The sequence below is a fragment of the Gemella massiliensis genome, assembly GCF_900120125.1.
GTDB lineage: Bacteria > Bacillota > Bacilli > Staphylococcales > Gemellaceae > Gemella > Gemella massiliensis.
Window position 1 is genome coordinate 592,800 of sequence record NZ_LT635546.1, and the last position, 26,727, is coordinate 619,526.

The 26,727-nt window shown below is 30.6% G+C and carries 24 protein-coding genes and 1 other RNA gene; 1 reads left to right on the top strand and 24 read right to left on the bottom strand.

Annotated features, from left to right (window positions below; translation table 11 throughout):
- Positions 1 to 206: 206 nt before the first annotated feature.
- Positions 207 to 650, bottom strand: a complete 444-nt coding sequence (locus BQ7358_RS07805) for a flavodoxin (RefSeq protein WP_062173206.1) — start codon at positions 648 to 650, stop codon at positions 207 to 209.
- Positions 651 to 663: 13 nt separating this feature from the next.
- A complete protein-coding gene (locus tag BQ7358_RS07810; protein WP_062173204.1) occupies positions 664 to 1,899 on the bottom strand; it encodes a lipid II:glycine glycyltransferase FemX in 1,236 nt (411 codons plus the stop codon).
- A gap of 401 nt (positions 1,900 to 2,300) precedes the next feature.
- Here BQ7358_RS07810 and BQ7358_RS07815 point away from each other — a divergent pair, with 401 nt between their 5' ends.
- Positions 2,301 to 3,701: a cation:dicarboxylate symporter family transporter gene (locus tag BQ7358_RS07815; protein ID WP_062173203.1), complete on the top strand. Its 1,401-nt coding sequence runs from the start codon at positions 2,301 to 2,303 to the stop codon at positions 3,699 to 3,701.
- A 58-nt stretch (positions 3,702 to 3,759) separates the two neighbouring features.
- Here the strand turns inward: BQ7358_RS07815 and BQ7358_RS07820 are convergent, their stop codons facing one another.
- The 22 genes from BQ7358_RS07820 to BQ7358_RS07915 all read right to left on the bottom strand — a co-directional run bounded on the left by BQ7358_RS07820 (position 3,760) and on the right by BQ7358_RS07915 (position 26,712).
- Positions 3,760 to 4,263 carry an RrF2 family transcriptional regulator gene (locus tag BQ7358_RS07820; RefSeq protein WP_021752694.1) on the bottom strand — a complete coding sequence of 168 codons (504 nt, stop codon included), beginning with the start codon at positions 4,261 to 4,263 and terminating at the stop codon, positions 3,760 to 3,762.
- Between the two features lie 81 nt (positions 4,264 to 4,344).
- Complete coding sequence (locus tag BQ7358_RS07825) at positions 4,345 to 5,472, bottom strand: THUMP domain-containing class I SAM-dependent RNA methyltransferase (protein ID WP_072520436.1); 1,128 nt, start codon at positions 5,470 to 5,472, stop codon at positions 4,345 to 4,347.
- A 57-nt stretch (positions 5,473 to 5,529) separates the two neighbouring features.
- Positions 5,530 to 5,922, bottom strand: an RNA gene (gene rnpB, locus BQ7358_RS07830) — RNase P RNA component class B.
- A 26-nt stretch (positions 5,923 to 5,948) separates the two neighbouring features.
- Entirely contained in the window at positions 5,949 to 6,146 is a 198-nt protein-coding gene (gene rpoZ / locus BQ7358_RS07835) for a DNA-directed RNA polymerase subunit omega (RefSeq protein ID WP_021752692.1), read from the bottom strand.
- Positions 6,147 to 6,155: 9 nt separating this feature from the next.
- On the bottom strand, positions 6,156 to 6,776 hold the full coding sequence (gene gmk, locus BQ7358_RS07840; protein ID WP_021752691.1) for a guanylate kinase: 621 nt from the start codon (positions 6,774 to 6,776) through the stop codon (positions 6,156 to 6,158).
- 209 nt (positions 6,777 to 6,985) lie between these two features.
- On the bottom strand, positions 6,986 to 8,308 hold the full coding sequence (locus BQ7358_RS07845) for an APC family permease (protein ID WP_062173201.1): 1,323 nt from the start codon (positions 8,306 to 8,308) through the stop codon (positions 6,986 to 6,988).
- A 205-nt stretch (positions 8,309 to 8,513) separates the two neighbouring features.
- Positions 8,514 to 10,217, bottom strand: coding sequence for an FAD-dependent oxidoreductase (locus tag BQ7358_RS07850; RefSeq protein ID WP_062173200.1), 1,704 nt, complete (start codon positions 10,215 to 10,217; stop codon positions 8,514 to 8,516).
- 28 nt (positions 10,218 to 10,245) lie between these two features.
- Positions 10,246 to 11,556, bottom strand: a complete 1,311-nt coding sequence (locus BQ7358_RS07855) for a YeeE/YedE family protein (protein ID WP_062173199.1) — start codon at positions 11,554 to 11,556, stop codon at positions 10,246 to 10,248.
- Between the two features lie 1,202 nt (positions 11,557 to 12,758).
- Positions 12,759 to 12,914 carry a hypothetical protein gene (locus tag BQ7358_RS08690; protein ID WP_159428392.1) on the bottom strand — a complete coding sequence of 52 codons (156 nt, stop codon included), beginning with the start codon at positions 12,912 to 12,914 and terminating at the stop codon, positions 12,759 to 12,761.
- Positions 12,915 to 13,261: 347 nt separating this feature from the next.
- Positions 13,262 to 13,645 (bottom strand): hypothetical protein, encoded by a 384-nt coding sequence (locus BQ7358_RS07860; RefSeq protein WP_072520437.1) that lies wholly within the window; start codon positions 13,643 to 13,645, stop codon positions 13,262 to 13,264.
- Complete coding sequence (locus tag BQ7358_RS07865; protein ID WP_234971575.1) at positions 13,626 to 13,844, bottom strand: hypothetical protein; 219 nt, start codon at positions 13,842 to 13,844, stop codon at positions 13,626 to 13,628. Before BQ7358_RS07865 ends, BQ7358_RS07860 begins: the two co-directional genes overlap by 20 nt.
- A 477-nt stretch (positions 13,845 to 14,321) precedes the next feature.
- The gene (locus BQ7358_RS07870; RefSeq protein WP_072520438.1) at positions 14,322 to 15,053 is read right to left on the bottom strand and encodes a CHAP domain-containing protein; all 732 of its coding nucleotides are present in this window, start codon (positions 15,051 to 15,053) and stop codon (positions 14,322 to 14,324) included.
- A gap of 60 nt (positions 15,054 to 15,113) precedes the next feature.
- A complete protein-coding gene (locus BQ7358_RS07875; RefSeq protein WP_072520439.1) occupies positions 15,114 to 15,554 on the bottom strand; it encodes a DUF2335 domain-containing protein in 441 nt (146 codons plus the stop codon).
- Positions 15,529 to 15,720, bottom strand: a complete 192-nt coding sequence (locus BQ7358_RS07880) for a hypothetical protein (protein WP_072520440.1) — start codon at positions 15,718 to 15,720, stop codon at positions 15,529 to 15,531. The genes BQ7358_RS07875 and BQ7358_RS07880 overlap by 26 nt, the downstream gene beginning before the upstream one ends.
- A 59-nt stretch (positions 15,721 to 15,779) precedes the next feature.
- Positions 15,780 to 15,935 carry a hypothetical protein gene (locus BQ7358_RS08695; RefSeq protein WP_159428393.1) on the bottom strand — a complete coding sequence of 52 codons (156 nt, stop codon included), beginning with the start codon at positions 15,933 to 15,935 and terminating at the stop codon, positions 15,780 to 15,782.
- 297 nt (positions 15,936 to 16,232) lie between these two features.
- Positions 16,233 to 16,487 carry a phage holin family protein gene (locus BQ7358_RS07885; protein WP_200773561.1) on the bottom strand — a complete coding sequence of 85 codons (255 nt, stop codon included), beginning with the start codon at positions 16,485 to 16,487 and terminating at the stop codon, positions 16,233 to 16,235.
- A gap of 3 nt (positions 16,488 to 16,490) precedes the next feature.
- Entirely contained in the window at positions 16,491 to 16,880 is a 390-nt protein-coding gene (locus tag BQ7358_RS07890) for a phage holin family protein (protein ID WP_021753573.1), read from the bottom strand.
- Between the two features lie 5 nt (positions 16,881 to 16,885).
- Complete coding sequence (locus tag BQ7358_RS07895) at positions 16,886 to 17,134, bottom strand: hypothetical protein (protein WP_062173766.1); 249 nt, start codon at positions 17,132 to 17,134, stop codon at positions 16,886 to 16,888.
- Positions 17,134 to 17,559, bottom strand: coding sequence for a DUF1617 family protein (locus BQ7358_RS07900; protein WP_062173768.1), 426 nt, complete (start codon positions 17,557 to 17,559; stop codon positions 17,134 to 17,136). Before BQ7358_RS07900 ends, BQ7358_RS07895 begins: the two co-directional genes overlap by 1 nt.
- A 3-nt stretch (positions 17,560 to 17,562) precedes the next feature.
- Positions 17,563 to 21,810 (bottom strand): tail fiber domain-containing protein, encoded by a 4,248-nt coding sequence (locus BQ7358_RS07905; RefSeq protein ID WP_072520441.1) that lies wholly within the window; start codon positions 21,808 to 21,810, stop codon positions 17,563 to 17,565.
- Complete coding sequence (locus BQ7358_RS07910; RefSeq protein WP_072520442.1) at positions 21,807 to 22,520, bottom strand: hypothetical protein; 714 nt, start codon at positions 22,518 to 22,520, stop codon at positions 21,807 to 21,809. Before BQ7358_RS07910 ends, BQ7358_RS07905 begins: the two co-directional genes overlap by 4 nt.
- Entirely contained in the window at positions 22,507 to 26,712 is a 4,206-nt protein-coding gene (locus tag BQ7358_RS07915; protein WP_072520443.1) for a phage tail tape measure protein, read from the bottom strand. Before BQ7358_RS07915 ends, BQ7358_RS07910 begins: the two co-directional genes overlap by 14 nt.
- Positions 26,713 to 26,727: the final 15 nt, after the last annotated feature.

Consider the following 26,727-nt stretch of genomic DNA (forward strand, 5'->3'; position numbering starts at 1 on the left):
AACAACACTAAAAACACTAATAAAACACATATATAACTGCAAATTCTTCTATACATTTATTATATGTTTAAAATATAAGTAGAATTTTATACATATGAAATAAGCCTTTAATAATTATCTAAATTAAAATTATATTTCTTTATATCAAAAAAATATAATTTAACCAAGAAACCTTTCTTAGTTAAATTATATTAGTTGTTACAATACTATAAGGCAGCTGAGAAATCTTCAATAAATTTCTCTATATTTTCAAAGTCTTCATCAGTATCCGCCTCAATTTCAATTTTTAAATTTTCTGTAGGATTAGTTGCACCGGTTTTCTCTATTTGCTCGTCAAACTGATCTACGCAAACACAATATTGTTCATAAATTGTATCTCCAGTACCAATTACACCGTAAATTTTTCCGGAATAATCTTTCTCTCCAATCGCTTCAAAAAATTCTTCCATTTCGTCCGGAAGTTCACCTTCACCATAGGTATATGTTGCAACTATAAAAGCATCCGCATCATCCAGAAAATCAAAATCTTCCATATCTTCTATAAATAATTTTTCAACTTCTATCCCTTTTCCCTCAAATTTTTCTATTATTAAGTCTGATAACATCTCCGTATTTCCTGTCAGACTGGCATACACTAATTTAATATTCATAAATTAAACTCCTTTATTTTCTTTTGTTTTTTATTTTTATTAATTTTTTTCTAATTTTTAACGCCGTTTCAAACAAAATATAAATCGGTCTATTTACTACATAGGTAAACACACCCTCATATTCAACACACTCGCCACCTAATGATTTTTTAAAAGTATAAAGATTATCATTTATACTTTTCACTCCGCCAAGATTATATGATACACAGCCACGTTTGCGAGCATTTTCCATAGCTTTATAGTTCATGTAAATATTCGGCTGTAAATATCTAAATTTATTAGAAGAAGCCGCATATAAATAATATGATTTTTTACCACAATAAAGAACTAAACACCCCGAAAGATAAATACTATCTGATTTATATTTTAAAATTTCTTCAATATCCTTATTTAAACTATTAATTTTATTTCTTATTTCGGTTATTGTTGTTTCCCAAACTTCTTTTTTCTTTTCATCAAGCGATTTATTCACTTTTTTTTGCAAACCGGCTATCTCTTTTTCCAATAATTTTATATTGTTCTCTATATTATTTTTGAATGTATTTGCGTCTAAACTTATTAAATAAAAATCTACATCATTATCCCTTTTGAAAAATTCTATTATATTCTTATAATATTCATTGTTGCGTAACGAAATACCATTTCTTTCACTTGTTTCATCAGACAACTGAGTAAATATGTCAACCTTTTCCAATCCTGCATTCTCTATTTTTAATTGTGCTTTTTCTGCTACTCTTAATAATCTTTCAGTTTTTTTATTTAAGTATTCTCTTGTATCGGTTTCTAAATCTTTAAAATGTACAATCATATCATATTGAGTCTGATATGGAAAATCTTTTTCCTCGTGACCGCGAACTTTAAAACCTTGATTTTTTAAATCATCTACTAAGATTTTAGAATTATTACGCAATACGTTTGTTTCAAAGTCAATTAAAATAGCATGATGTTTTTTACATAACTTTTTGACTTCATTAATAATTTTCATATTTAACTCACTATTTTTATTATCACCTGTATATCCTTTAGGTATATAGGCAATAGTGTATTTTCCTAAACCTAATCGTCTGAATAACACTAAACAACTAGCCACTACTTTATTATTATTTTTTATCGCTATTTTCTCGAAGTACCATTCATTAACAGATTTTACCTCACCCCACGAAGCAAGTTGTAATAATTCACCTGTTGAATGTTCTTTTACAAAACTATCAAATTTTTTATTATCAATATCCAAATCTATTTCGAACATTATACACTCTCCTAACTCAATATATTATGCCACAAACTACTTTATAGTTTATTATATCAAAAAAAATAATAACTTCCAATAATATTATTATAATAAAAATTAAATCTTAAGATAAATATTATTATTGTTACTCACTAATTTTTCTATATTTTGTAGACAACTAAATCGAATAATTATATTTACATAATTCAAATTATTTTATTATAAATTTAAAACTTAGTGCAAAAAAATTGCAATTTGATAAAATGTGTAGTTTAATAATATGTATCATTTTAGAAAATGGAGGTAAAAGTTATGGAGAATGGGTTTACTCGTTCCCATCATATCTGTAGATGCTTGTAAAATTCAATAATAAAAATTTTACAATATTTATGAGCTACAGCTCAACAGGAGGATAAACAATGGGAAATAAATTTACATTTTTTGAGAAATTTCTAATGATTTCTACAAAAGAAACACTATTATTTTTACTTATACTTTTTGCATTATTTTACTTTATGTACTATCTTGCTAAAAAGAGAGTTAGTTCTTCTAAAAGAACATTATTAGCAACAGCCATAGGACTTATTTTAGGGATTATTATCCAAGCATATTCCGGTTTTAGTGATGATCCAATTAAAATAAAATATGTTGCTGAAACTACCAAATGGTATTCACTATTTGGAAACGGTTTTATTGATTTAATTAAAATGCTGATTATTCCACTGGTATTAGTATCAATTATCAACGTTATTGTTAATATCAATGCAAACACAGATGTTAAAAAATTGACAAGACTTACTCTTATTGTTACTTTGGGTATGGTTGCTATCAGTTCCATCGTAGGTTTTGTAATTTCTACCATCTTCAAACTTGGTAGCAGTTCTATAGCACTTGGTAGTGGAGATAGTAAAATTAAAACTGTCAAAGATGTAGTTACCATTATTAGAGAATTAATACCATCTAATCCAATTAAGGCAATGGCAGATTTTAACGTAATAGGCATTGTTATCTTTGCGATGTTTATCGGTATCGCTGCACGTTATATTCAAAATAAAAACGAGGAGAAAGTTAGTACTTTTGTTGACTATATTGCCAATCTTCATGCAATAGTATCTCGAATGACCGTTATTGTTATAAGATTGTTACCTTACGCAGTTATCCCTCTACTTGCCAACACCATTGCACAACGCGGACTAAAATCTATAAAAGATGTTTTATTATTTATAGTTTTACTATATGTAGCAGTAGTAATCCAATTTATTATTCAAGCATTTATTCTTGTACTACATGGAATCTCACCGATCACATATTTCAAAAAAGCAAGCAAACCTCTTTTACTTGCATTTACATCCCGTTCCAGTGCCGGCACTCTTCCCTTAACAATCAGTACCCTCACTAAAAATATGGGAGTTAATCAATCAACGGCAAATTTTGTTGCCTCATTTTCATCAACGGCAGGAATGCAAGGTTGTGCCGGTATTTATCCGACAATGCTGATAGTATTCTTAGCTAATGCTAATGGCATTACTATTGACGCTACTGTATTTATTATGACAATTATTGTTGTAACACTGGGATCTGTCGGTATCGCAGGTGTACCCGGTACTGCAATAACAGCTGCCAGCGTCAGTGTTAATGGTGTTGGATTTGGCGCATTATTCAACCAAATTAATCCTATTTTAGCTGTCGATCCTATCTTAGATATGGGGCGTACTTGCCTTAACGTTAGTGGAGGAATTAGTAATTCTATTATTGTAGATAAGCATTTAAAACTTTTTAATAAAAAAGCCTTTAATAGTTTTGAAAAAATAAACGAATAAAAAACAAAAAAATCTCTTAAGTAATCTTCAACTTAAGAGATTTTTCATTATCTTCATATTACCCTTTAAAATAAACGTTTACTCGTTTGAACTCTTCTTCCCAATTATTCCAATCAAGTTTTACTTTTGAATTTTCTCCTAGAATATCACTAACAACATTTTCTATAGTAATACCCTCAAGAGCTTCTTTTATTGATTTGTTTATCGCATCTACTTTTTTCAAATATTCTTCATAGCGTTTTTCTAAACCTAAAGCACCTTCGAATATTTTAGAAACATAATCTGTTTTTAAAACAAAAATTTCTACATCACCATTCAGGGCGACATAAATATCATATAAAGAAATTCTTTTCCCGCTGCGATATTTATAACCCCCACCTACTCCTGTATTCGCTTTTACCAATCCATGTAGAACTAATCTTCTCATAATTTTTTTCAAATATGTTGGTGATATATTAAGTCTATGACTTATTTCCCTTGAATTAAGAAAAACATGCTTGTCTTGGGTATATAACATAACCATTATACAAATGGCTTGCTCTGTACTCTTTGTCAAATGCATAAAACTTTACCTTTTTCCCTTCATAAAAATTTATATTTAATCTACTACAATTCTATTCTATATTATCCAAAATGTCAAATATTATCTAATTTTTTCTCCCCAATATTGATAATAAGTGCACTCTATCGATCCATTAAATAACTTTCTTCGTTTTGTAGCTTTCTTACCATATAAATACTCAAACTTTTTATTGGATGTAAGCAGATATAACGACCAATAACGTCTATCCTTTAATGCTTCTCCTAAATATTTATACATTGCTTCTACTTCTTTTTTTTCACCTAGACGTTCACCATAAGGAGGGTTTGCAATGACACAACCTGCTTCTTTTTTTACAACAAAATCATATACTGACATTTGTTTGAAATTTATAACGCCTACCAAACCAATTTCTTCTGCATTATTTTCAGCTGTTGCTATCATTTTGGGATCTATATCTGAACCATATAATTCTAATTCTTTTTCATAATCTATTGCTTCTTCTGCATTATTTCTTTCTTCATCAACCAACGCTTTAGGAATCCACGGCCATTTTTCAAAATCAAAATTTCTATTTATACCGGGAGCCATATTCTGCGCAAGCATAGCCGCTTCTATTAACAAAGTTCCTGAACCGCAGAAAACATCATATAACGGTGTTTCTCCTTTCCAATTCATTAATTTAACCATAGCCGCCGCTAATGTTTCTTTTAATGGGGCTGTCCCTTGTTTCGCTCTATAACCACGTTTATGTAGTCCATCTCCCGATGTATCTAACAAAATAGTCGCTATATCATTCAGCATAATTATCTCTAAGCGATAGCGAGCACCGGTTTCCGCTAACCAACCGGTAATTCCATAACTTTTTTTCATTTTTTCTACAATCGCTTTTTTTACAATTGATTGACAATCCGATACACTAAACAAAGTTGATTTATGACTACGTCCATCAACCGGAAATTTTGCATCTACCGGCAAATATTTATCCCATTCAATTTCCTTGGTTTTTTCAAATAACTCTTCAAATGTATATGCAGGAAATTGTGCTACAACGATTTTTACCCTATCAGCACATCTTAACCACAAATTAGATTTTACTATAGCTCTTTTATCTCCTGAATAATAAACCCTTCCATTTTCTAATTTTGTTTCATATCCTAATTCTTGAACTTCTTTCGCTACAATAGCTTCTATTCCCATCGGGGTTGTTGCCACCAAATTATATTTCATTTCTTCCTCCTTAAAAAAGAGCTCCTAAGAGCCCTTAAAACAACTAGTTATTTTTCTTATCATAAGCCATATTCTGTATCTATCTTACTATAACGAGCCTAGTTTACTCTCGTAAAAATAGTTATGATCATCTGTCTAAATATAAATTATATTTCCGATTTTTACATTCATTTCTGCAAAATCAGTGCTTCTACCAAAATTTGAATTGCTCGCTCAAGGGGTTTACCTCGTTCCACTTTTTATATTTCTATAAAAACTTCGTCACTGTGGCACTTTCAAGATATATACAACCATATAATATAAATAATTACTTAGGTTATATTGTCTGCCGTTACTCTTAGAAAGAATACCTAAACTTATTGTTTCGTTTAGCGTTGAACACTACAAGCATCTCAGCTTGTGCGAGTATGGACTTTCCTCAGCTAATACAAGCTGCGATCACTCAAAGAAAAATATTTTTTAATTTATTATAAATACTATTTTACTGTTAATGTTATTTTTCCTTCTGCTATTTCTTCTAAAGCTTTTCCTACTTCTTTGTGCGAAATATAATTATCCAATTTTTCACTTTCCGGTTCTGCAAATAGTTCTCTAGCTCTTTTACTAGCCAATGACACTAACATATATTTTGAATTTACTTTTGTTTTTAAAACATCTAATTTTGGGTATAACATAACTCTCTCCTACATTTCTTCTAATTCTAACAAGGCACGACGATATTTCATCTCAATACGTTCTCTTTTTAAATGTTCGCTCAATATAATCGCCTTTATTCGCTCTACCGCCTTGTCAACTTCATCATTTTCCACCACATAGTCATAAAGGTGCATCATATTTATTTCTTTTTTTGCTTTTGCTACCCGTGATTCTATAACTTCATCACTTTCCGTACCACGTCCCTTTAATCTATCTTTTAAATCTGCTATACTCGGTGGTGCCAAAAAAATAAATAGTGCATCAGGAATTTTACTTTTTACTTGTCCAGCTCCCTGCACTTCAATTTCAAGGAAAATATCTTTGCCTTTTTCCATGGTTTCCCTTACATATTTTACCGGTGTACCGTAGTAATTATCCACATATTGTGCATATTCCAACAGTTCACCTTCTCCAATTAAACGTTCGAATTCTTCTTTTGTTTTAAAAAAGTAGTCAATACCATCTACTTCTCCGGGACGCATACCTCTTGATGTCATTGATATTGAATATTCAAAATCAACGTCATTACTGGCAAAAATTCGTTTTCTAACGGTTCCCTTCCCTACTCCAGATGGCCCCGATAAGACAATTAATAATCCTTTCTCCATTTTTTCTATCCTTCTAAATATGATTTATTATCTTACTATAATACCACAAAAATATCTAAATTTAAACTATTTCTGTCCAACGTTTAATATATTTGTAATAAATTAATTAATTAACTGTAATTATCAGTTATTTTCTATAAATATACATAAATTTTAAAATACTTATTTTCTTCATCACTAATGACATAATAATAAAGAAGATAGTTAGATTACTCGCTAACTATCTTTTTCTTATTATAAATAATTACACCTAAAATAAGCCATATTATTAAAAATATTAAAGCAGGTATATCCAACATTGCAGGTGATATTGGGAGTAATAGTAGTAATATAAAACTTATAGAAATAATTATAGCTATAAAACAAAGAATTTTTTCAAATTTTTTATTAGCATATTTAAAACTTATATAACTGACATATCCATAAGCTACAGCCGCTAATACACTCGCCATATCTACTATATATAATATAACTTCTCTACCTATCCAAGGGGCAATTAGACTAACAGTTGAAACAAAAACAATAGCATAAGGATATACATCATTTTTATTTTTTTTACTATATTTTTTATCCATTATATCTTTTTTTGACAACGATGCTATTAACTTGCTACTGGCAATCATAAAACCATTTATACCACCGGTTACCGCCGCCCATAAGGCTACTAACATAAACGAAAAGCCTATATATCCCAGCTTACTGATAACAGAATCCGCCACTGCCCAATTTGTTGCTGCTGCCTCGGTTGGCGAAAAGCTAAACCCTGCTATAAGATTTAACCCTGCATATATGAAAACACCACATACTATAGATATTAATGCTAATATTGTTGCTTTATGTACTTTAAATTTCAATTCTTTTGCAACTTGTGGTATTACATCAAAACCCACAAATAAAAACGGAACTATTGCAATAACTGACGAAATTTCTTTCAAGGAAAATTTATAATTTTCTATATAGTTACTTCTAAAAATTGTCATATCACTTTTAATACCCACAAAAATTATTAACAAAAACACAATACTCACCAGACATAGACTCATAACATTTTGTACCTTTGAACTTACCCTAAGTCCTTTTATATTTATATATGCAAAAATAATAATTATTGATGACATTAATAAAATATCACTTATGTAGACTGAATATCCTGCAACAGAATATAAATATCCAAAATTGTATTTTTCTCCAAAAATCACCCTAAACAGAAGAACATATGCACTTGCATTTAAAGGAATCATGCTTAAATAACACAAACTTAATGACCACCCCACTATAAAACCGTGAAGTTTTCCCAATTCATTGAAAGCATAAGAAAATTCCCCGCCTTCTTCGGTATTTTTTTCTAACATTTTATGATAAGCTACTTGTATCAGCATCACTAAAATACCACCTGTAGCTAAACCTATAGTTGTATTAATTACTCCGGATTTACTTAAAAATTGCTTTCCCGGCAATGTAAACGATCCCCACCCTATAATGGATCCTATTACCAGAGAAAAAACATCAAAACGCCCCAGTTTTTTTACCATAAGACCTCCTACGCTAACTATTTATTATTGAAATAGGGAACGAGATAAAATCAAAATTTTTAAAATATTGATTTTATCAACCGTCCCCATAATTCTCCAAACTTACAAAACTTATCTATATTAAAAAGAAAGTCAGAATATTTTACATTTTAAAATTATATGAAACTTTTTAAATTTTAGATTAATTTTGTAATTCTATGTTAAGCTACAATAAATTAAATCTATAATTTGTGACAATAGGCTCTCTTCCTGTTGTTATATCTGTAAAATATTCATATAGCGATATACCTAAAAATGAACCTGAAATATTTATTACATTTTTGTACCCTCTTAGATTTAATTCTCGAACCATATAGTAACTTCGTTGTGATGATAAACAATGCACATATACAGGTCTATCTTTCGGTATTTCATCTAATCTTTCTCTAAATTCACTAAGCGGTATATTAACAGCACCTTTTATGTGGCCTTCTTCATATTCCACTTTTTCTCGTGAATCTATTATATATGCTCCCTCTTCAACCAATTTTCTTACTTCACTTGTGCGAACCTGCTTATATTCACCATTTAACAAATTACAAGCTACTAAAGCTGCCATGTTGGTAGCATCTTTTGCTGTGGTAAAATACGGAGAATAACATAATTCTAATTCTTTTAAATCTTCTATATTAGCTCTATTCATAATCATTGCCGCTATAACGTCAACCCTCTTATCTACAGCTCCTTTTCCTACAGATTGTGCTCCCAATATTTGACCTGTTGGAACTTGGAAAATAAGTTTAAAGTGAATAGGGTTGGCAGATGGTATTAAACCTACTTTGTCTTTCGGTATAATATATGCTACATCATAATCAATACCTAATTTTTTACAATCTTTTTCATTAAGTCCCGTACTTGCAGCATTGTAATCAAATATTTTTACTACAGATGATCCTATTACACCTGTATTTTTATATGTTCTTCCATATATATGGTCTGCCACTGCACGAGCTTGTCTTTGTGCCGGCCCTGCCAACGTTAGACGAACTTTTTTATTTGTAATAAAGTGTGTAGTTTCTATTACATCCCCTACAGCATAAATATCCGAATCTGTAGTTTGGTAATGATGATTTACAAGAATACCACCTGTTTCTCCAAACCCTAATCCTGCTTCTTTTGCTAATCCTGCTTCTGCTACAACACCTATTGCTAAAACCACTGCTCCTGCTTTTATTTCTTTTCCGGACTCTAAAATAATTTTACCATCCGCTACTTCTGCCAATTTTTCATTATATAAAAGTTTAACACCTTTATCATAAATTTCTTTATTCAAAACTTGAACCAAATCATAATCCATAGGTGCTAATATCTGATTAGTTCCCTCTACCAACACAACATTTTTTCCGGCTTCTCTTAGACTTTCCATTACCTCTAATCCTATAAACCCACCACCAATAACGGCAACATCTTCTATAGAATTGTTATCAATATATTTTTTTAGTCTATCAATATCTACAACATTTTTTACTGTAAATACATTATCTCTATCTACCCCTTTAATTGAACTTGGGCGAATGGCTCTTGCTCCCGGAGATAAGATTAATTTATCGTAACTTTCTTCATATTCTTCACCGGTGGCTACTTTTTTAATAAGAATTGTTTTTTCTTCTTTATTAATTTTAATTACTTCATGTAAAACTTTTACATCTAAGTTATATTGTTTTTTTAATAATTCCGGTGTCATTAAAATCAAATTGTCAGCTTCCGGTACTACTCCTGACAGATGAAACGGTAAACAACAATTTGAAAAACTTACGTGCGGTCCTTTTTCAAATACTTGAATATCCGCATATGAATCTAACCTTCTTAAACGTGCAGCTGCAGACATTCCTCCAGCTACTCCACCTACTACTAAATATTTTTTGCTCATAATTTGAGTCCTCCTCATAATATATTTTTTATTTAAAATCTCTGACATCTCTATGTCTTGGTGGTATCAAACATGAACTTCCCTTAAATAATTTTAATCCTACGACCGCTCCCAGTGAAATTGCCACTAAGAATACCCAACCTGAAATTGAAAAATTAGGTAATGAAGAATATAACGCACCAATATTACAACCTTTTGCTAAACGAGAACCGAAGCCCATAAGTAAACCACCAAGCCCGAATAAAAATGCATTTTTTGAATTGAATTTTAAATTCAACTTAAATCTTCCTGCCATAAGAAACGCTAAAAATGATCCTACAACAATCCCAATATCCAAAAGCACACCTGCATCTGCCAATATTCCATTTGATATTGCTTTATATACAGAATCAAACGCCTTATCATCAAAATGTACTCCAAATAATCCTAAAAACCATACCGCTATGTGAGTAAACGCTGATGTTACACCCCATGCCTTATTAGTAAAAATTATATAACATCCGGAAATAATACTAAGAATTAATGCTCCTGTTTTAAAACTCCATCTTTCTACAAATACCTTATGATATAATGCAGAACCCCATGGGCTAACATCTAAGTTATCTTTTAATTCTTTCTCAAAGTCTTCATAGTCAGACTTCGGATCTAAATAAGTTCCCTCTTTTTTTCTTTTATTCTCATAGGCTTTTGTTAAAATATACAAAAACAATAACCCTACAAATGTTAAAATTATTGCACCAAGATAACCTACATATTGTGGAAAATGTATTCTTACCCCAACTTTTCCTATAGGATTTCTATCAATAACTTCTCGTAAATAATGACCCGGTATAGTCCCTAGAATAAACAGTGGAAAAGCAATCATTGCATGCCCTTCCCCTTCACCGAAGTCGGCAAGTGTTCCTGAAGCACAACCACCGGCGATTATCATTCCTATACCAAATAAGAAACCACCTAATACAGTTCCTATGTTTGTCATAAAAACATTTTGTGTTCCCGGAATTATAGCTTCTCCATTTTTTGCTAAAAATGCCGGAATTGCTCCTTTGGTACTCGCCGTCCATTGTATTGCTCCATAGATTAAAGTTACAGCTGCAAAAGTTATTAATAAAGCTTTTGTCAAACTACCTTCTCCTCTAACATATATTCTCTTTATTCCCCCGGCAAAGCCAAATCTTGATCTCGTTAAAGTATAACCGAATCCCAAACCGATTAATAATCCAAATATTAATTTTGGTACGTGCAACTTAAATGAAAACCAAACTAAAAATAATATTACTATGCATCCTATTATTGGTTGAATTTTATTAAATTTTTTTGCGAACTCTTCTGTATTCATACCTTGTCTCCTTTAATTTTACATTTCGCTAAACCTCTACTTTCCTTTAAAAAATTATAATTTCTAAATTACTTAAAATTATTATTCAACAATCCTAATTCACCTGAATTAAAAAATAATTATTTATGCGCATTAAATAGCTTTATACAGCCATTTAGATTCTAAACCTATAAATAACCTACAATTTTTATAAAACAAATGTCATAAATTTTTCAATAAACCAATGTCATAACTTAGATTATCGTACTATCCTAAGTTAAATATTACGGTACATGGTTGAAAAATCATATAATTTATAGGTGAAAATCTTTGTATTCTGAAAATACCTCCTTTACTCATAATAATATTACTCTAAATAATTATTTTTCATCTTTTATAATAATATATTTCTTTTTGAAATGATTTATACAAATAAATACAAATTATATTTTATTATAAAAATTTATAGTTATCTTTTACAACATCAAACTGTATCATTACAGTTTATCTTTTTGTACTCCAATTATATATTAATATAAAAGCGTTGTCAAGAATTTAATATCATTAAAAATATTAAATTCATTTTCTATTATAATATAAATATTTTATTTTGAAATATAAAATATTATCTTTTTATAGATATTAAATCTCACTAATATATTCTTTTATTCATATTTCATATAAAAAATAATTAAATATTAATAAATGTAGTTATATAATAAATATACTAGAAAATTAATGTATTTAATATTAAATATATTAAAGATAAAAATTTAAATTATATAACACTATATAAAAAATTATATAAAACAAGCCTTAACCAAAATATAATTACTTAAAATATCACTTATTTTGTTATTTTATAGCTGAAATTATTTTATAAAATAAAAAAGACTGTAAAATAAATAGAAATGATAGTTTCCTTCCATCTTCTCTATTTATTTTACAGCTGAAAAATGCCAAGCAACAGCATGTTACTTAGCATTTTAATCTTTATTTTCTCATACCCTGTATTCAACACAGAGCTAATTTTTGTATGTTTTACTATATATTATCATTTAAAAGATTTATTCCATAAATCCTTTTATTATATTACTAGCATTTTATATAATGTTATATAATGTCAAATGATTAATTTAATAGTGTTTCTTATTTTTTATATTCTCATATAACATCATATAAATTTAACTTAAGTCCATTTTTTGCTCACTTAAATTTTAAAATTAATCACAGATAATATCTCCTCTTCTTATTTCTACTACATCAGATATATTCACATCTTCTGTGCCATCTTGACTTTCATATATTAAAGAAAATACATTGCTTGCGTCATCTTCTATTACTCTTACATAGTAAGTAAAATTATCTTTAGAGAGCATATAATAGCTAGAAAGGCTACTAGAAACGAACTACCTTCAGGTTTTGCAAATTCTATTTTAAAATCATATATAGGTTATGAAAAAATAAACGTTAATCAAAAAGAAAACGAAAACTTAATGGCAAGTAATAAACTTGTTTCTATTGGAGATAAAGTAAAAAAATTAGATTAAATAATTGACAAATTATGGGAAAGATGATAGAATGATAGTCAGATTAGAGGGCTATGCCCACCGTGAGAAGTCTCTTATCATTCTACAGGATGAAAGGAGGCTTTTTTTCTACAGATAATTACTCGAAAAAACACTATTTTTTGAGCGAAAAAGTGGATAATTTGCGGACATATTATTTAACGAATATATTTATTAAACAAATTAGTTTCATCTAAATTTCTAGCAACCTTTTCTAAAATATCATCTTTTGAATACTTTTCAAAAAATTTAGATTTGCTAAAAGTTTTGCCGACTTCAAAATCCTCAATCATTTTATCAACTGCATTATTATTAATAAGCAGTTCAAAATTTACCTCCGCATAAATAATATAATCATCCCCGAACCTTTCTTTGAAATAAACTTTTTTAATTTTCATTGGAACAAATGCAATATCTAACCCTAACTCTTCAATAATTTCGGAAATTGTTAAATCTTCTTCCTCAAGTTCAACATTACTACAAATTTTTACTTTTTTATTTCCGTTTACATAATATAACTTTTTATTTTCTAATTTTAACATTTTTTATTCTCCTTTTTTTTTCTAAATAATATTCATGAAGTTTTTTAGCGACTTTCAAAGTCATGTTCTCAATGGAATATTTTCCACTTCTATAATTTTGAATAACACTTAACGCAACGCCAGTATCTTTTGATATTCTATAATCAGTTATTTTGAGCTTAAACAGCTCTTCTATATCTTTTATTACTTTTTCTATCATAACTCCTCCTAAGTAAATATTAAAATTATTGAGATTATAATTGCGGCAATCCCTAACAGCAATATTAACATTTGTATTTTTTCTTTTCTCATGCTATAATGTGAGTAATTGAGGTACTTGGAGCTTTTGCTAAGCTCCTTTCCCTTGAAGTATTTAGAAGATTTTACCAAGTAATTCTACTATCGTCTTTACCGTTTGGGTTATGGCTAAGACTATTGATATTTTGACTAGAATTTCTTGATTGGAATCTTCTTTTTTATTTCTCTTACCCACTTTCTCACCTCTTTATATTTATATTATACCTTATATAACGTATAAAGTCAATACTTTTTTAAAAAAATTCCTAAATAATAGAAATATTTAAAAATTTCCGTTATTCAGGCAATAAAAAATACCCCCTATCAATAATGATAAGGGGGCTGAATAAAAATAAAGCGGTTATATTATACTACATATCTTTAATATTGACAAGGAATATTAATCTCTATATCTCCATTCACCATATTCTTTACCAGTTTTAAGATCCTTACTTGCGACATAACGTCTTTCTCCACTGTGTGAGATGTAAGATAACCATTCGTAACCATTAGCGTAGCAATATTCCATATAATTAAATTCTTCACCATTTTCGTAAGTTGCTACTACTTCACTATCTAACGATGGAGCTGAACGCACATTTAACTTATCAACAGTTACCTTGAATGTTCTAGCTTTATCTAATGCTTGTAAATCGGTATTAGCTGGGTTATTAGCCGGTGTGTCGTTCACTGGGAAGTAGAACCACCCAACAATGCCGCTAAAGTCACGATTTCTATATCGGGCAGGACCGCCTACATATAAACTATCAGCGTTACCATCAACATTTTGTTCAATGGTACTCATTGTATACCCGTCACTATCAGCAATTACTAATCCTGTGTGCCCGTAAGAATGACCAGCAATATAAGTTGTATCCATAACAAACACCGCCCCCGCACGTGGCTTAGAATTGACATCTCCTACCACATTATATTCAACTGTATAACCTAATGATTTAGCACTATTTAATAAATCTATTGCATTACCTCTTAATGCTTTACCAAAGAATAATACACTTAAGTAATTCGGTAAATCGACACATTGAGTGCCATATGCTCCGTCTTGATCTACCCCTATTCCTAAATTCGCTATTCTTTTTGCTTCATTTACTATATCTATTGTTTTAACCATTTATTTATCCTCCATTTTTTCATAATAAAAACACTAAGAACTTAATCTTAGTGTTTCTTTCTACTTTTTACCTATATTTAAAAATGCATTAACCAAACCTGCTACAGCCGGAATAGCGAAAATCCCAGCTCCTGTATTATTTCCGTTATAAGCTAAAAATACACTACAACCTAATCCTAGTAAAGAGATGATAAATCCAAATATTAATCCTAATTTTTCTTTATTCAACTCCGAACTTAAAAGCTGTTTTTCTTGTCGCATTCTGTGTTCAGTTTGGTTCTCGACCATTTTCATAAATCTATCAGCACCGTTAGGAATTATTTTATCGAATTCTCTTAACATTTCTGGCGGTGGTACAGCTCCTTCATAAGTAATACTCTGCCTCATTACTAGTTTTTGAATTATCTGACCTCGTTCTTCTTCTGGTAATTCTTTTAATTCTTTTTCTAACTCTGCTACTTTATCATTTTCTTGCTTAGCAATATTTGTTTCTGAACTCATTATAAGCTACCTTCATATCACTCTCTACAGTTTTCCAATCAGATGCAAGGCTGGCTGCATCATTTTTTATTTCGTATTTTGTTGTACTTCCTCCTAACATATTAGAAAAACCAAATACAATAGCTATTCCTTTCAATAAAGAAAAAATCACTGATGTTTGTTTCATGATAATCTCCTCCTTTGATTAAATTAATTATACAATTTAAAAAAAGAAAATTCAAGGAATTAGATATGAATTCCAAATAAATGATGTAAATCTAAAATATTGAATTTGACTATAAATTCATTTAATTTTTTATAATTCGTTTCTATCATACAAGAATTATTATGAAATTTCTTTTTATAATCATCATACAATTTTTTAAAATCAACATTATCCATTTTCTCTCCATAAAACAAAATTAAGCACGGATTAGAAAAGACTCTAACCAGGTCTTACGATTAGTCGAATTGTTGGTTGACTAACTCCTCTTTGTGCTTCTTAGGCTTATCTCCAAGGAACAGTTCTTAAGCTCTGCCAAGTAGTGTAATGTGCTTCTATTACACTTTCGTATCACTACGAATTTTAACGTTAAAACGAGACTGAAAGGAGGTGAATAGTTTCCTTTTTATCTCTGAAATTATTTTAATACAAATTCTACTTTTTGTCAAACACTATAAACAACTGTTCAAAGTGTGTTAATTATTTTTAACTTCTCTTATCCCTTTGTGAATTTGATGTAGTCCAGTTGCACTTAAGCCACTAACAATACCTATTACTATATTATGCCCTGAATATCCCTCTAATATGCAAATTAAAACTGCCCCTACAACTGCTAATATTGCGGGAATATAATTGTTAGGTATTTTAGGAAAGCTAGTCTTAATGCTGTTTCCTATCAGTAAACAAAGTGCCATTATTGCTGGACTTATAAATTGTTGTAATTCTGTCACTTATTATTCCTCCTTGTTTTCTATTAAATCTTTTAATTTAGTAAGTCTTTTTAATATTCCTTTTGGGAAAGGAACTCCTAATACTGTTAAATTCTCAATAACTGAAATTAAATAGCTATATATAAGATATAAAACTATAGTTGTTGCCACAGATTTAAATCCAATTGCTGTTAAAATTGGAAATGATATTATGATAAACATAATAATAGCTGTGTGCTTTAAAATCCCTTTCCTGCTTAGTGTTGAGTTCACCTCGTGAGTAACCCAAGATTTTGCAATTCCAGATAATATATCAAATATTATTAACGCCATAACAATATATAAAATTGCAATATTAAAAAATTCCCTAAGATGTATTACTAAATCCGAAAATCTTAATTCTATTAATGCCATTTAAATTACTCCTGTTTAGTTTTTTCCAATTCCTCTAAAATTTTATCCTCTATCTCGTATCTTTTTTCCCTAAGTTCTTTTTCGTGTTTACGCATTTCTACACGATTTTTAGAGTACAATTCTCGGTTATACATACTTTCGTAAATTTCTGATACTCCTTTATCGTTAATTTCTACAGTTACTAACTTCACTGTTTCATCTCCTACCTTAAATCTACCCTCTAATTTTGTTGTTTTTTTAATTTCCAAAGTCATTATTCTTTATCTCCTTTTTCAAATTGTTCTAAAATATCATCAATTAGTATTGTTTCGTATGCCGATAACTCAACTTCAAGTTCTAACAAATCATTAAAAAAGTCAGTGTAACGTTCAGAATATTCACCCCCTTGAATTATTACACTTTCAGTATTTAACTCATTTAACTCTTTGATAAACTCGTCTACATTAGCATTATCTTTATAGATTAAATTGCCGTCACTATCAACTTTAGGTTGATCTTTATCATATTCAACGTATACCTTAGCTAGTTCAGTTCTATCTTCAATATAAGTTTCTAATTTTTCCTGTAGTTTTTTAAGAAACTTAGCACGCCCCCTATTAGCTTTCATTTTTTTTATTGGTAAATTTGATACCGTCTGTAATAATATTTCCAAGTCTTTATTCTGAATTTTTAATTCCATTCTTTATGCTCCTATTTTTTCTTCTAATCGTTTTAATCTAATATTTAACTCTTGAATTGCTTTAAGCCCTATATTACCAAGTCTAAAGTCATCTAGTGCTAACTTATCACCTTGAGAAAATACCAAGCTGCTATCCAACGCTTGAATGTCCTGAGCAATCAATCCGCATTTAGTGTAGTCTTTTTTATGCCCGAATTTATCCCTTTTCCAATCGAATTGTTTGAAGTTTAATTTTTCAATAAATTCTATTGCGTTATAATTACTATCCTCAATCCCTAATTTCAATCTTCTATCTGATGATGAAGAGTCAGGCGTGAACCACCAAGTTCCTGATGAACCCGTTCCGTCATCAACATATAATTGACCGCTACGTCCGTCCCAACCTATAAATGCAATTTTATAAATCCCATTAACAGGAGTGTCTTTATATCTATTAGAGATTATAGCGTGTCCTTGTACAGGATTGCCATTAAATTTATTGCAAATTGCAGCATAACCGTGCACTGTCAACAATGTATTATCGACGTTAGGATAAACCGTTTGTCCTGCGACAGAAAAATCTGGGTCGTGGTAAATAAATATCCCCTTAGGATAATTATCCCATGTATCACCTAAAATCTGAACCCCTGTTCCATAATTAGCAGTATAAGAAGCAGGAGTGTTAATTTGGAGTCCTCTATCTACTGGTTGCATATAACCATACTCACCTATTTTTATCTTAGTAGTACCTGTAAGTGTTGACCCGGTAATTGTAACCCCCTCAATAGTTCCACCATATATCCTATCTCCGCTTAAATACCCAGTGGTAATTTGAGTAGCACTGATGTCAACGGCTTGTAATTTATTGATAAATGCACTATTGGCAAACAACTCTTTAACCAATAGATTATTTACTAACAATTTATTAATCATTGCTTCATCAACTTTCAATGCGTCAGCGGTAATGCTTTCAGCCGTCATATGAATAGCTTGTATTGATCCGGCGGATATATGCCCAGTTTCTATTGACCCTGTTGATATATGCTTAGAGTTTATAGTTCCGTCAACAATTAACTCTGCTGACCTTTTTTGGCGAATTTCTAAATTTTTACAAGCTATTTTGTGGAAGTTGTTATTTCCTTCTTGATATATTCCTAATCTGTAATATTCAATATCTGAAATATCAGGGTTAACCCTTAAATCAACTCCTCGTTTACTTGATATATAAGTTGAATTTTTTGAAGCAATTTTTTTAAAAAAGTATTCTGCATTTTGACCGTTTCTCTTTATTTCAATTATAAAGTTAAGGTCATAAGTTAAGTTACCTTGCCAGATAAATTCTCCTATTATTCTAAATTCATTTTTATTTAATAGGTTATCTTCTTTTATTTTAGAGGTTAGCCATAGTGAACGTTGCTCTAATCCAATTTCATTTCGCTTATCAACTTCAACCAAATTCTCATTACTTGGAGTAATTATAAATTTATCAGTTATCGCTTGGATACTGTCAGGACTTATTCTTAGCATACTAGCTAACGACTTACCGTTGAATTGTCTTCCTGACCCAAAATCAATACCGTCATCAGTTATTCTCATCTGTGAGTATTTAACTAAGTCATTAGGATTAATGCTGCCAACTTTATTTAACGTTTCAGTTGCTGTTTGCTTCCAAGTATTTAATGCGTTTATTTGGTTAGTACTATCTTCAGGAGCTGGAGACCACGAACTAGGTATTACAGTTCCATATCCAAGATAAGGTTCAGCTATTTTGCAATGCCCATTTTTATCAATTGCCACGAAAAAGAAATTATTCTTCGTGAAATCAAAATCGCTTTCTGCTATAAATTTAATCTCTTTAATTACCCATTGATTTTTTGGCATATTATCGGATAAATTAAAAGATTTTAAAGTAGAGTTATTTTTATGATTTTTTAATCTTAACTTAACTCCTGCGTCGTCATTTACATCACTAAAAATATAGATTGGTAATCTAATTACTAACTTATCGCCTTTTTTAACTGACGATATGCTACTTTTAACGTTAAGACCTTTCCAACCGTTACTAGTTGCTCCTGTTACTTGCCATTCAATAGAATTATGCCCGTTATAATCATTTTGATTAATTTTTAAAGTAGCACTTGTATTTTCTATTGAATTTGAGTCTGGGAAATGCGTATTTAAAAGTAAGTTACGGTTACTATAGCTTATATTATCAATAGCACTTGATATTTCCCTAGTAACGCCCTTGCTGGTTTCTTCTAGCTTATTAGTAAGATTTTGAGCTGTTACATATCCTTTACCGTCAATTACTTTTAATACTTCTGTTCTTTCTCGTTTTAAAGCTTCTACAGTGTTAGTTTCAACCCAAGACTTCATTGTTTGAGTTCTTTCGCCGTCTTTATTTACATAATCTTCTAACTTGACTATTTTGTTTGATAAGCCATCAGCGGTTACTTTAAATTCTGATTTAACAGCATTAATGCTATCGTTGGTATCTTTTTTTATCTTCTCAAACTCTCTAGTAACTTCGCCGTTTAGCTCTGTTACTTTATTAAATGCAGTTTCGCCTTTTTCTTTGGCGGAAGCTATTTCTTTTTCTAAATCTGCTATTTTACCAATGTTACCAGATTTTATTTTTTCTATTTCTTTTTTTGTTTCATTAAGGTTTTTATCAAAATCATCTCTCGCCTTGTTAACATCTTCCCTAACTTTCGACATATCCTTTTCAAAAGCGGTATTAATTTCTCCGGTTAATTCTTCGGCTTTTATATGTGCTTCTTCAATTCTTTTTTCTAAGTTTTTCTCAAAATCGTTTGATCTTATATTATATAGTTCCTCGTGGGCTACAATTTCTTTTTGCACATACGTTTGAAAATTCTCATCTAATATTCTATAATTTGTTGCCATTTGGTTATTAGCTTGTTCTATTTTAGCGTTGATAGAACCTATTAATTGTTTTGTAGAACTTTTATTAATCTCTCCAAATTCCACCTCTAAATACTTATCATTTAAAGCGTCATATACAATCTTGCAGCAATTTATAACTTTTCTCACATTAAGTTTATCAAATACAACCATTGCCTTATCATTTATATTGATGTTTCTATATTCATTATCAGCTACATTGAAACTATAATTTTTTATAGGAACATCTCTTGTATCTTCTTCGTTAAATAAATGTATTTCACACCAACGTTTTAGATCATCTACGCTATCTATATCGCTACTTCCTATACTTAAGCTAGCTTCATATACTCTAGCGTATTTATCAATCAAAGGACTTTTATATATAGTTCTGAATATTTTTTCCTTTTCTTCTTTTTCAGTTTTTCTATTTTTTTCTTGTTCCTCAAATTTTTTTCTACGTTCTTCTTCTCTAGCTGCGTTATTTTCTAATATTCTAGCGTTATTTTCTTGCTGTTTTCTAAGGTGTTCCTGGTGTATTTCATCTTGTGTCCTTTTCGGTCTATTTTTGTTAGCTTGATATTCTTGCTCGGCTTTTTGTTGCCTTATTAATCTTTCTTCCGCTTCTTTTTTCTCACGCTCTTTTATTTTTTGTTGACTTTTTTCGAAACGTTCTCTACGTGCTTGTGCTTTTTTACGTTCTCTTTCAGCTTTTCCCTCTTCTGAATTATCAGGTTGATATTTGCAAGTAACGTGATATTTAGTTACTATATTTTTAAAATCAACAGTTTCTTGTAATTGGGAAATATTTTTACTTTCGTGGAATAAAATTTCCGTATTTTTACTAGAAGCCGTATGAACGAATGTAACTTTATAATTATCATATTCTAAATGGCAATCAAAAGTTTTTAAAATTCCCTTTTCTCCAAATATCAAATCATACAATGGCGTATCGTTACATTCAATTACACCATCTCTTTTGAAATTACTATCAAAAGTAAAATCTTTCATACCCTTAGCACGAACTATTCTATTTAAATGCCCACAAATTAATTCTATGTTACCATAACGTGAAAAATCATTATAAGATCCCTCGTGTCCCTCATCAACAAACGGGATAATGATATTTTTACAATCGAAAAAGACATGTTCGCAAAACACGTCTTTATATTGTTCTTTTGTTATAATTTCTTTTACCCTATAATCTTGATTAAAAACACTAGTTCCTACATGAATTATTTCATCAACGTTTATATCTTCGTCAATAGGCAACTTAAAACCTAAAGTATCCTGATAATCTTGAGTTTTTGTCAATTTAACATCAGTAGCACTTGCTAAGTTTTTTTCTGTTTTTGCTCTAATTATCAATCTTTCCACCTCCAGGTTACTTCAACTTCTAAACTTTCCCCGTCTATTAATTGTATTTTATTATCACCAACATTTAGCTTAGGATAGTATCCCTCATATTCGCTTGATATATTTTTATATTCACCTGTAAGATTAGTAACATTTTGTTTCCTATTCTTACAAATAACTATATATCCACCGTTCGAATTTTTTAAAGTGTTAGTTACACCGTTAACATTAAATCTTAATGTTCCATTACCTTTTATAATGAATTTAGGTTCAGCATGAGCGTTACCAATATTTTTTATCGTTGTGATTGTACCCTTAGTAATATTTATATGTTCTGAACCGCTTTTATATATAAAAGCATTAAAATAAACTGGGATAATAAGTTTAACGTATTCAGGACTATCATAATAAACGGTTTGAACTGCACCATCTATATAATATTCACGATATTTACCTGGTTCTTTAGGTAATGTTATTCTATTACCATTTCTAAACGCTTCTATCACTTCATAGCGTTTTACTTTTCTAACAATAACTGTGATTGTTGGGTTATAACCTTGATAAGTATCTGCTGAATATACATAGCTATCATCAAAACTATTATTTTCAGTTTTAACTTTTTTTTCAGTTACCCCTTTATAATCATCAAAATTTAAGATACCGAGATTAAGTTTATAATCTGCGGTATCCAATATTATATCGTCATCTTTATAGATTATCATAACCTAATCTCCTATCTATAATTTCATGTTGTTTGTATGTTATATTGCCAACTTTTTCGCCATCAAGATATACATTACTTTTCAGTTCTAAATCATTTATTTTACCGATTAGTACATTAAGTGTATCAATAACTCCGGTATTTTGTGACATGTTATGTTGTATAGAATAATCGGAAACAGCACTAAAATTCATGTATTCTTTCATTTTATCGCCTACGTTGAACTGTTTAGCATTCTTCACAGTATCGCTTAAAGTATTACGTATATTATCAGTTACTAAACTTGCTTTTTCGCTGATACCTACCGCCATACCCTCTGCCATACCGTATCCTATAATACGTTTAAATACTCTTGATGGAGAATTAATACCTAATGCGTCTTTCGCTGCTTGTAAAGCACCGTATGCTATTCCTCTTAATCTACTAAATAAACTTCCTTGACTACCGTTAACACCTGCAACTATTCCGCCTATCATACCGCCACCAACACTCCAAAATGACACAGAACTGGCACCATTTCTTCCGTGATTAGCTGTTTGTTGTGCTGCATTCCACACATGACCGTCACCGCTTTTTATGCCTTGACCTAACTGTTGTGATTTTTGACGACCGACAGGTGACATATCTGTGTTAGCAACTTTACCAACCATACCGTTTGTTATAGCGTCCATAGGATTATCAATGTTCGGTTTCCCGTTTGCTATTCCGCCACCCATGCCGTTCATGATACCTACACCTAACGGGAATAAGTTTACTCCGCCGACTATACCAGTTATGCTACTTACAACAGTTGTTATTGATGAATCAACCTCGGATTGTCCGTTGTTAATTCCGCTAGCTAATTGGTTCATAGATTGCGAACCTTGTTCATTCATTTTATTAGCGACTTCATTTCCCAACTTATCAACATCTATACCCGCTTTTTGTAATGCTTCTCTGTATTTATTTCTAGTTTCTTCTGGTAAGGTATTCATGGTATCTAAGAAAGATTTAACGTTTTTGGTTTGTGATTCGGTTAAAGTACCACCATTTGCTATGGCATCTTGTATCATACTTAACCAAACTCCAAGTTGTTTAGCTTTATGTTCACTAAATTGATTATTTAGATTATCATAATGCCATTTTTTCTCGTTTTCATAACGTGTATCTTCTTCTTTTTGTTTAGCAATTTGTTGTTGGTATGTTAAGTTTGTATCTTCCCAAATTTTTTTACTTCTTACTTTATGTTGTCGTTCTACTTCTTCTATGCCTTGGCGTGCAGTAGCTAAATCTTTAATATAATTTTGTTCTATACCAAAACGTTGAGAATAACCGTCTATTGCAGTCTGCATACTTTCAGAATAACTTTGTTTTTCTTTAGCTAAACGTTTATCATATTCAGCTTTTAATTGTTCTGAAGATTTTCTCATTTCAGGCGGCAAATTATTATTAATCTCAATTTGTTGGTCGTACCATTGTTGTAAACTATCGTTTGATTGTTTGTGTAAATCACCTAAATCCTTAACATGTTTGTCAAAGTTTCTTATATAGCTTTCATCATCAATATTTTTATTAGCGTTCAAATTTTTAGATAGACTAATTATTTTTTTATATGAACTTTCAGTTTTAGAAGCTCTTTCGTTTTCTAATTGATTAATACTTTCAATGTTAGCTTTAATAGTTTCAACTTCCTGATTATTAAGTGTTCTATTTTCTGCTGTTGCACTTTCAATAGCCTTAGTTATTTTTCTGTAATTTTCCTGGACCGATTGTGCCAGTTCCTCTAATTTATGTTGATAACTATCTTTACCGTATATTTGTTCTAATGCACTCCTAGCACTTGCTACACGTTTTTTAAATTCGCCTACAGCTTCTCCTACTTTACCGAATGTATTTCCTAACTTATCGGCACTTTCTTTAGCGTTACGTTGTGCCACAATTAACGGATCGTATTTTTCTTTTAACTGTGTTATTAAAGTTCCTAATGCAGTACCTAACGTTAAAGAAGCTGTAATAGGATTAGTCATTGCTAAACCAAAGTTTTTGAATTGAGTTTTAGCACTTCCTATTGCCCAAGTTAATGGTGGTATTACAGCAGTTAAACCTACAACTCCAGTTATGAATTTTTTAGTGCCGTCACTAGCGTTGGCAAGAGAATTTACTACTCCAGTTCCGCTGTCTACTATACTTTTCATAGCTGGCGCCCATGCTTTACCTACTTCATAAGAAGCGTTGCTAACACTTGCTTTAAATCTATCAATAGCACCACCGACACCACTTGTTAGCTGGTCAGCCATTTCTTTTGTAGCACCTTTAGAGTTTTTAATAGAGTTAGTTAAATCATTAACAGAGGTGTCAGAAGCATTTAAAATAGCCATCCAACCACTCATTGCCGTTTTACCGAACACAGTAGCTGAAAATTGTGCTTTTTGTGCTTCGGTCATTCCTTTAGTTTTTTCTCTTAATTCAGAAATAACTTGAATTAACGGTTTAGTCTTACCATTAGCGTCTGTCATGCTAAAACCTATTTGACTTAACGCTGCTTTCGCTTGTGCTGATGGTTTAACTAGGTTTGTAAGACCTGCTCTTAATGCTGTACCTGCTACCGAAGCTTTAATGCCGTTGTTAGCCATTATGGCAATAGCACTAGCCGTATCTTCTATAGTATATCCTAACGTACCAGCAACAGGAGCAACGTATTTCAACGTTTCTCCCATTTTGGTAATATCTGTTGTAGATTTAATTGAAGCCATAGTTAGAACATCGGTAAATCGTGCTGTTTCATTTGCTTTTAAGCCAAAGGAAGCTAGTCCGTCGGCTACTATTTCGGTAGCTTGTGCTAGTTCCATACCTTCAACTTTCGCTAGGTTCATTACATTTATAACTTCTCTTTGAGCGTCAGCAGAACTCCAGTTTGCTTTTATAAGTTCTTCCATACCGCTTGCAACTTGTTTTACGCTATAAACCGTTCCTTTCGAAGATTCTCTAGCACTTGCTTCAACTTCTTTAAATGAACTTGTAAATTTTTCTCTTACACCGTCAGAAGCAGCGGCAGCAACTCGTCTTAAACCGTCATCAGTTTCTCTAAATTCATTTAGAACCCTACTCATACCATAAGTTACAGGTAGCGTATATCCCAGTGTAAAGTTTCTACCAGCGTCACGCATAGCTTGAGCATTGCTTTGTAAACTTTGATTAAAACTAGAAAAGAAACCACTAAAACCACTTAATTTAGCAGAATTAATCAATCCAACACTTTTGTGTAATTCTTTTACGTGTCTATTGCTTTCTGCGATTTTAAGGTTTAATCTAGTAAATTCTTCTCTGTTATTAGTAGTTTTTACTCTGTCTAAATCTGTTTTTAAAAGCTTTGTCTTTTCTCTAGTTTTTGTTAGTTCATTTCTTGCTTCTTCAAGTTTTAGTGATTTTAAAACACTGTTATTAGGTGCAAATTCTAATTCTTTTTTTAAACTTTTACTAGTTTCTCTACTTTTCTTAAGTTCGCTATCAAGTTTTTCAATTTGAACTAAAGTTTGATTAAATTTAGCACCGCCTAACTTATCAAGTTCGTTACGTACGTTTTTAGCTTCCGCTTTAGTTTCTTCAAGTTTTGCTTTTATCCTGTTGAAACCTTGAGGATCTGTTTTAAAATCAATTTTCCTTAAATCTTGAACAAGAATAAGAGTTTGCTTATCTAAGTTATCAACTTGAGATTTAAGCTCTCTAAATTTACTAGCCGCAGCACTAACGTTACCTACATCTAATTTTAAGGCTTTATTCAAGCTTTCTACATTGGTTTTACTTCGTTTAAGTTCGTTTTCTAATTTTTCTAATGCTTGAATATTGCCTAAGTTAGATAAGACTTTGTTTATTTCTCTTAAACTAGATTTTAAAGTTTCATTTTTAGAACGTAAAACTTCTAATTGGTTAGTAAGTTTTTGAACTGTTCTAGTTTCTCCGAGTTCTGCGTGTTTCGCTATTTGTTTCTTTAAGTTACCAATAAGTTTATAATTTTGAGCTATTTCCCTATTCAGTTCTTTTTGTTTTTGAATTAATAAACTCGTACTATGAGGGTCAAAACGTAAAGCAGTGCCAATCTTTCTAAGTTCTGTTGCACTTTCTCTCGCAATAGCATTTACTTTACTAAAAGCCGATTTTAATTGTGAAATATCCGCTTTAAGCGTTATCCGTCTACCACGTTCTTCTAAAGCCATTAATTGTCCCCCTTT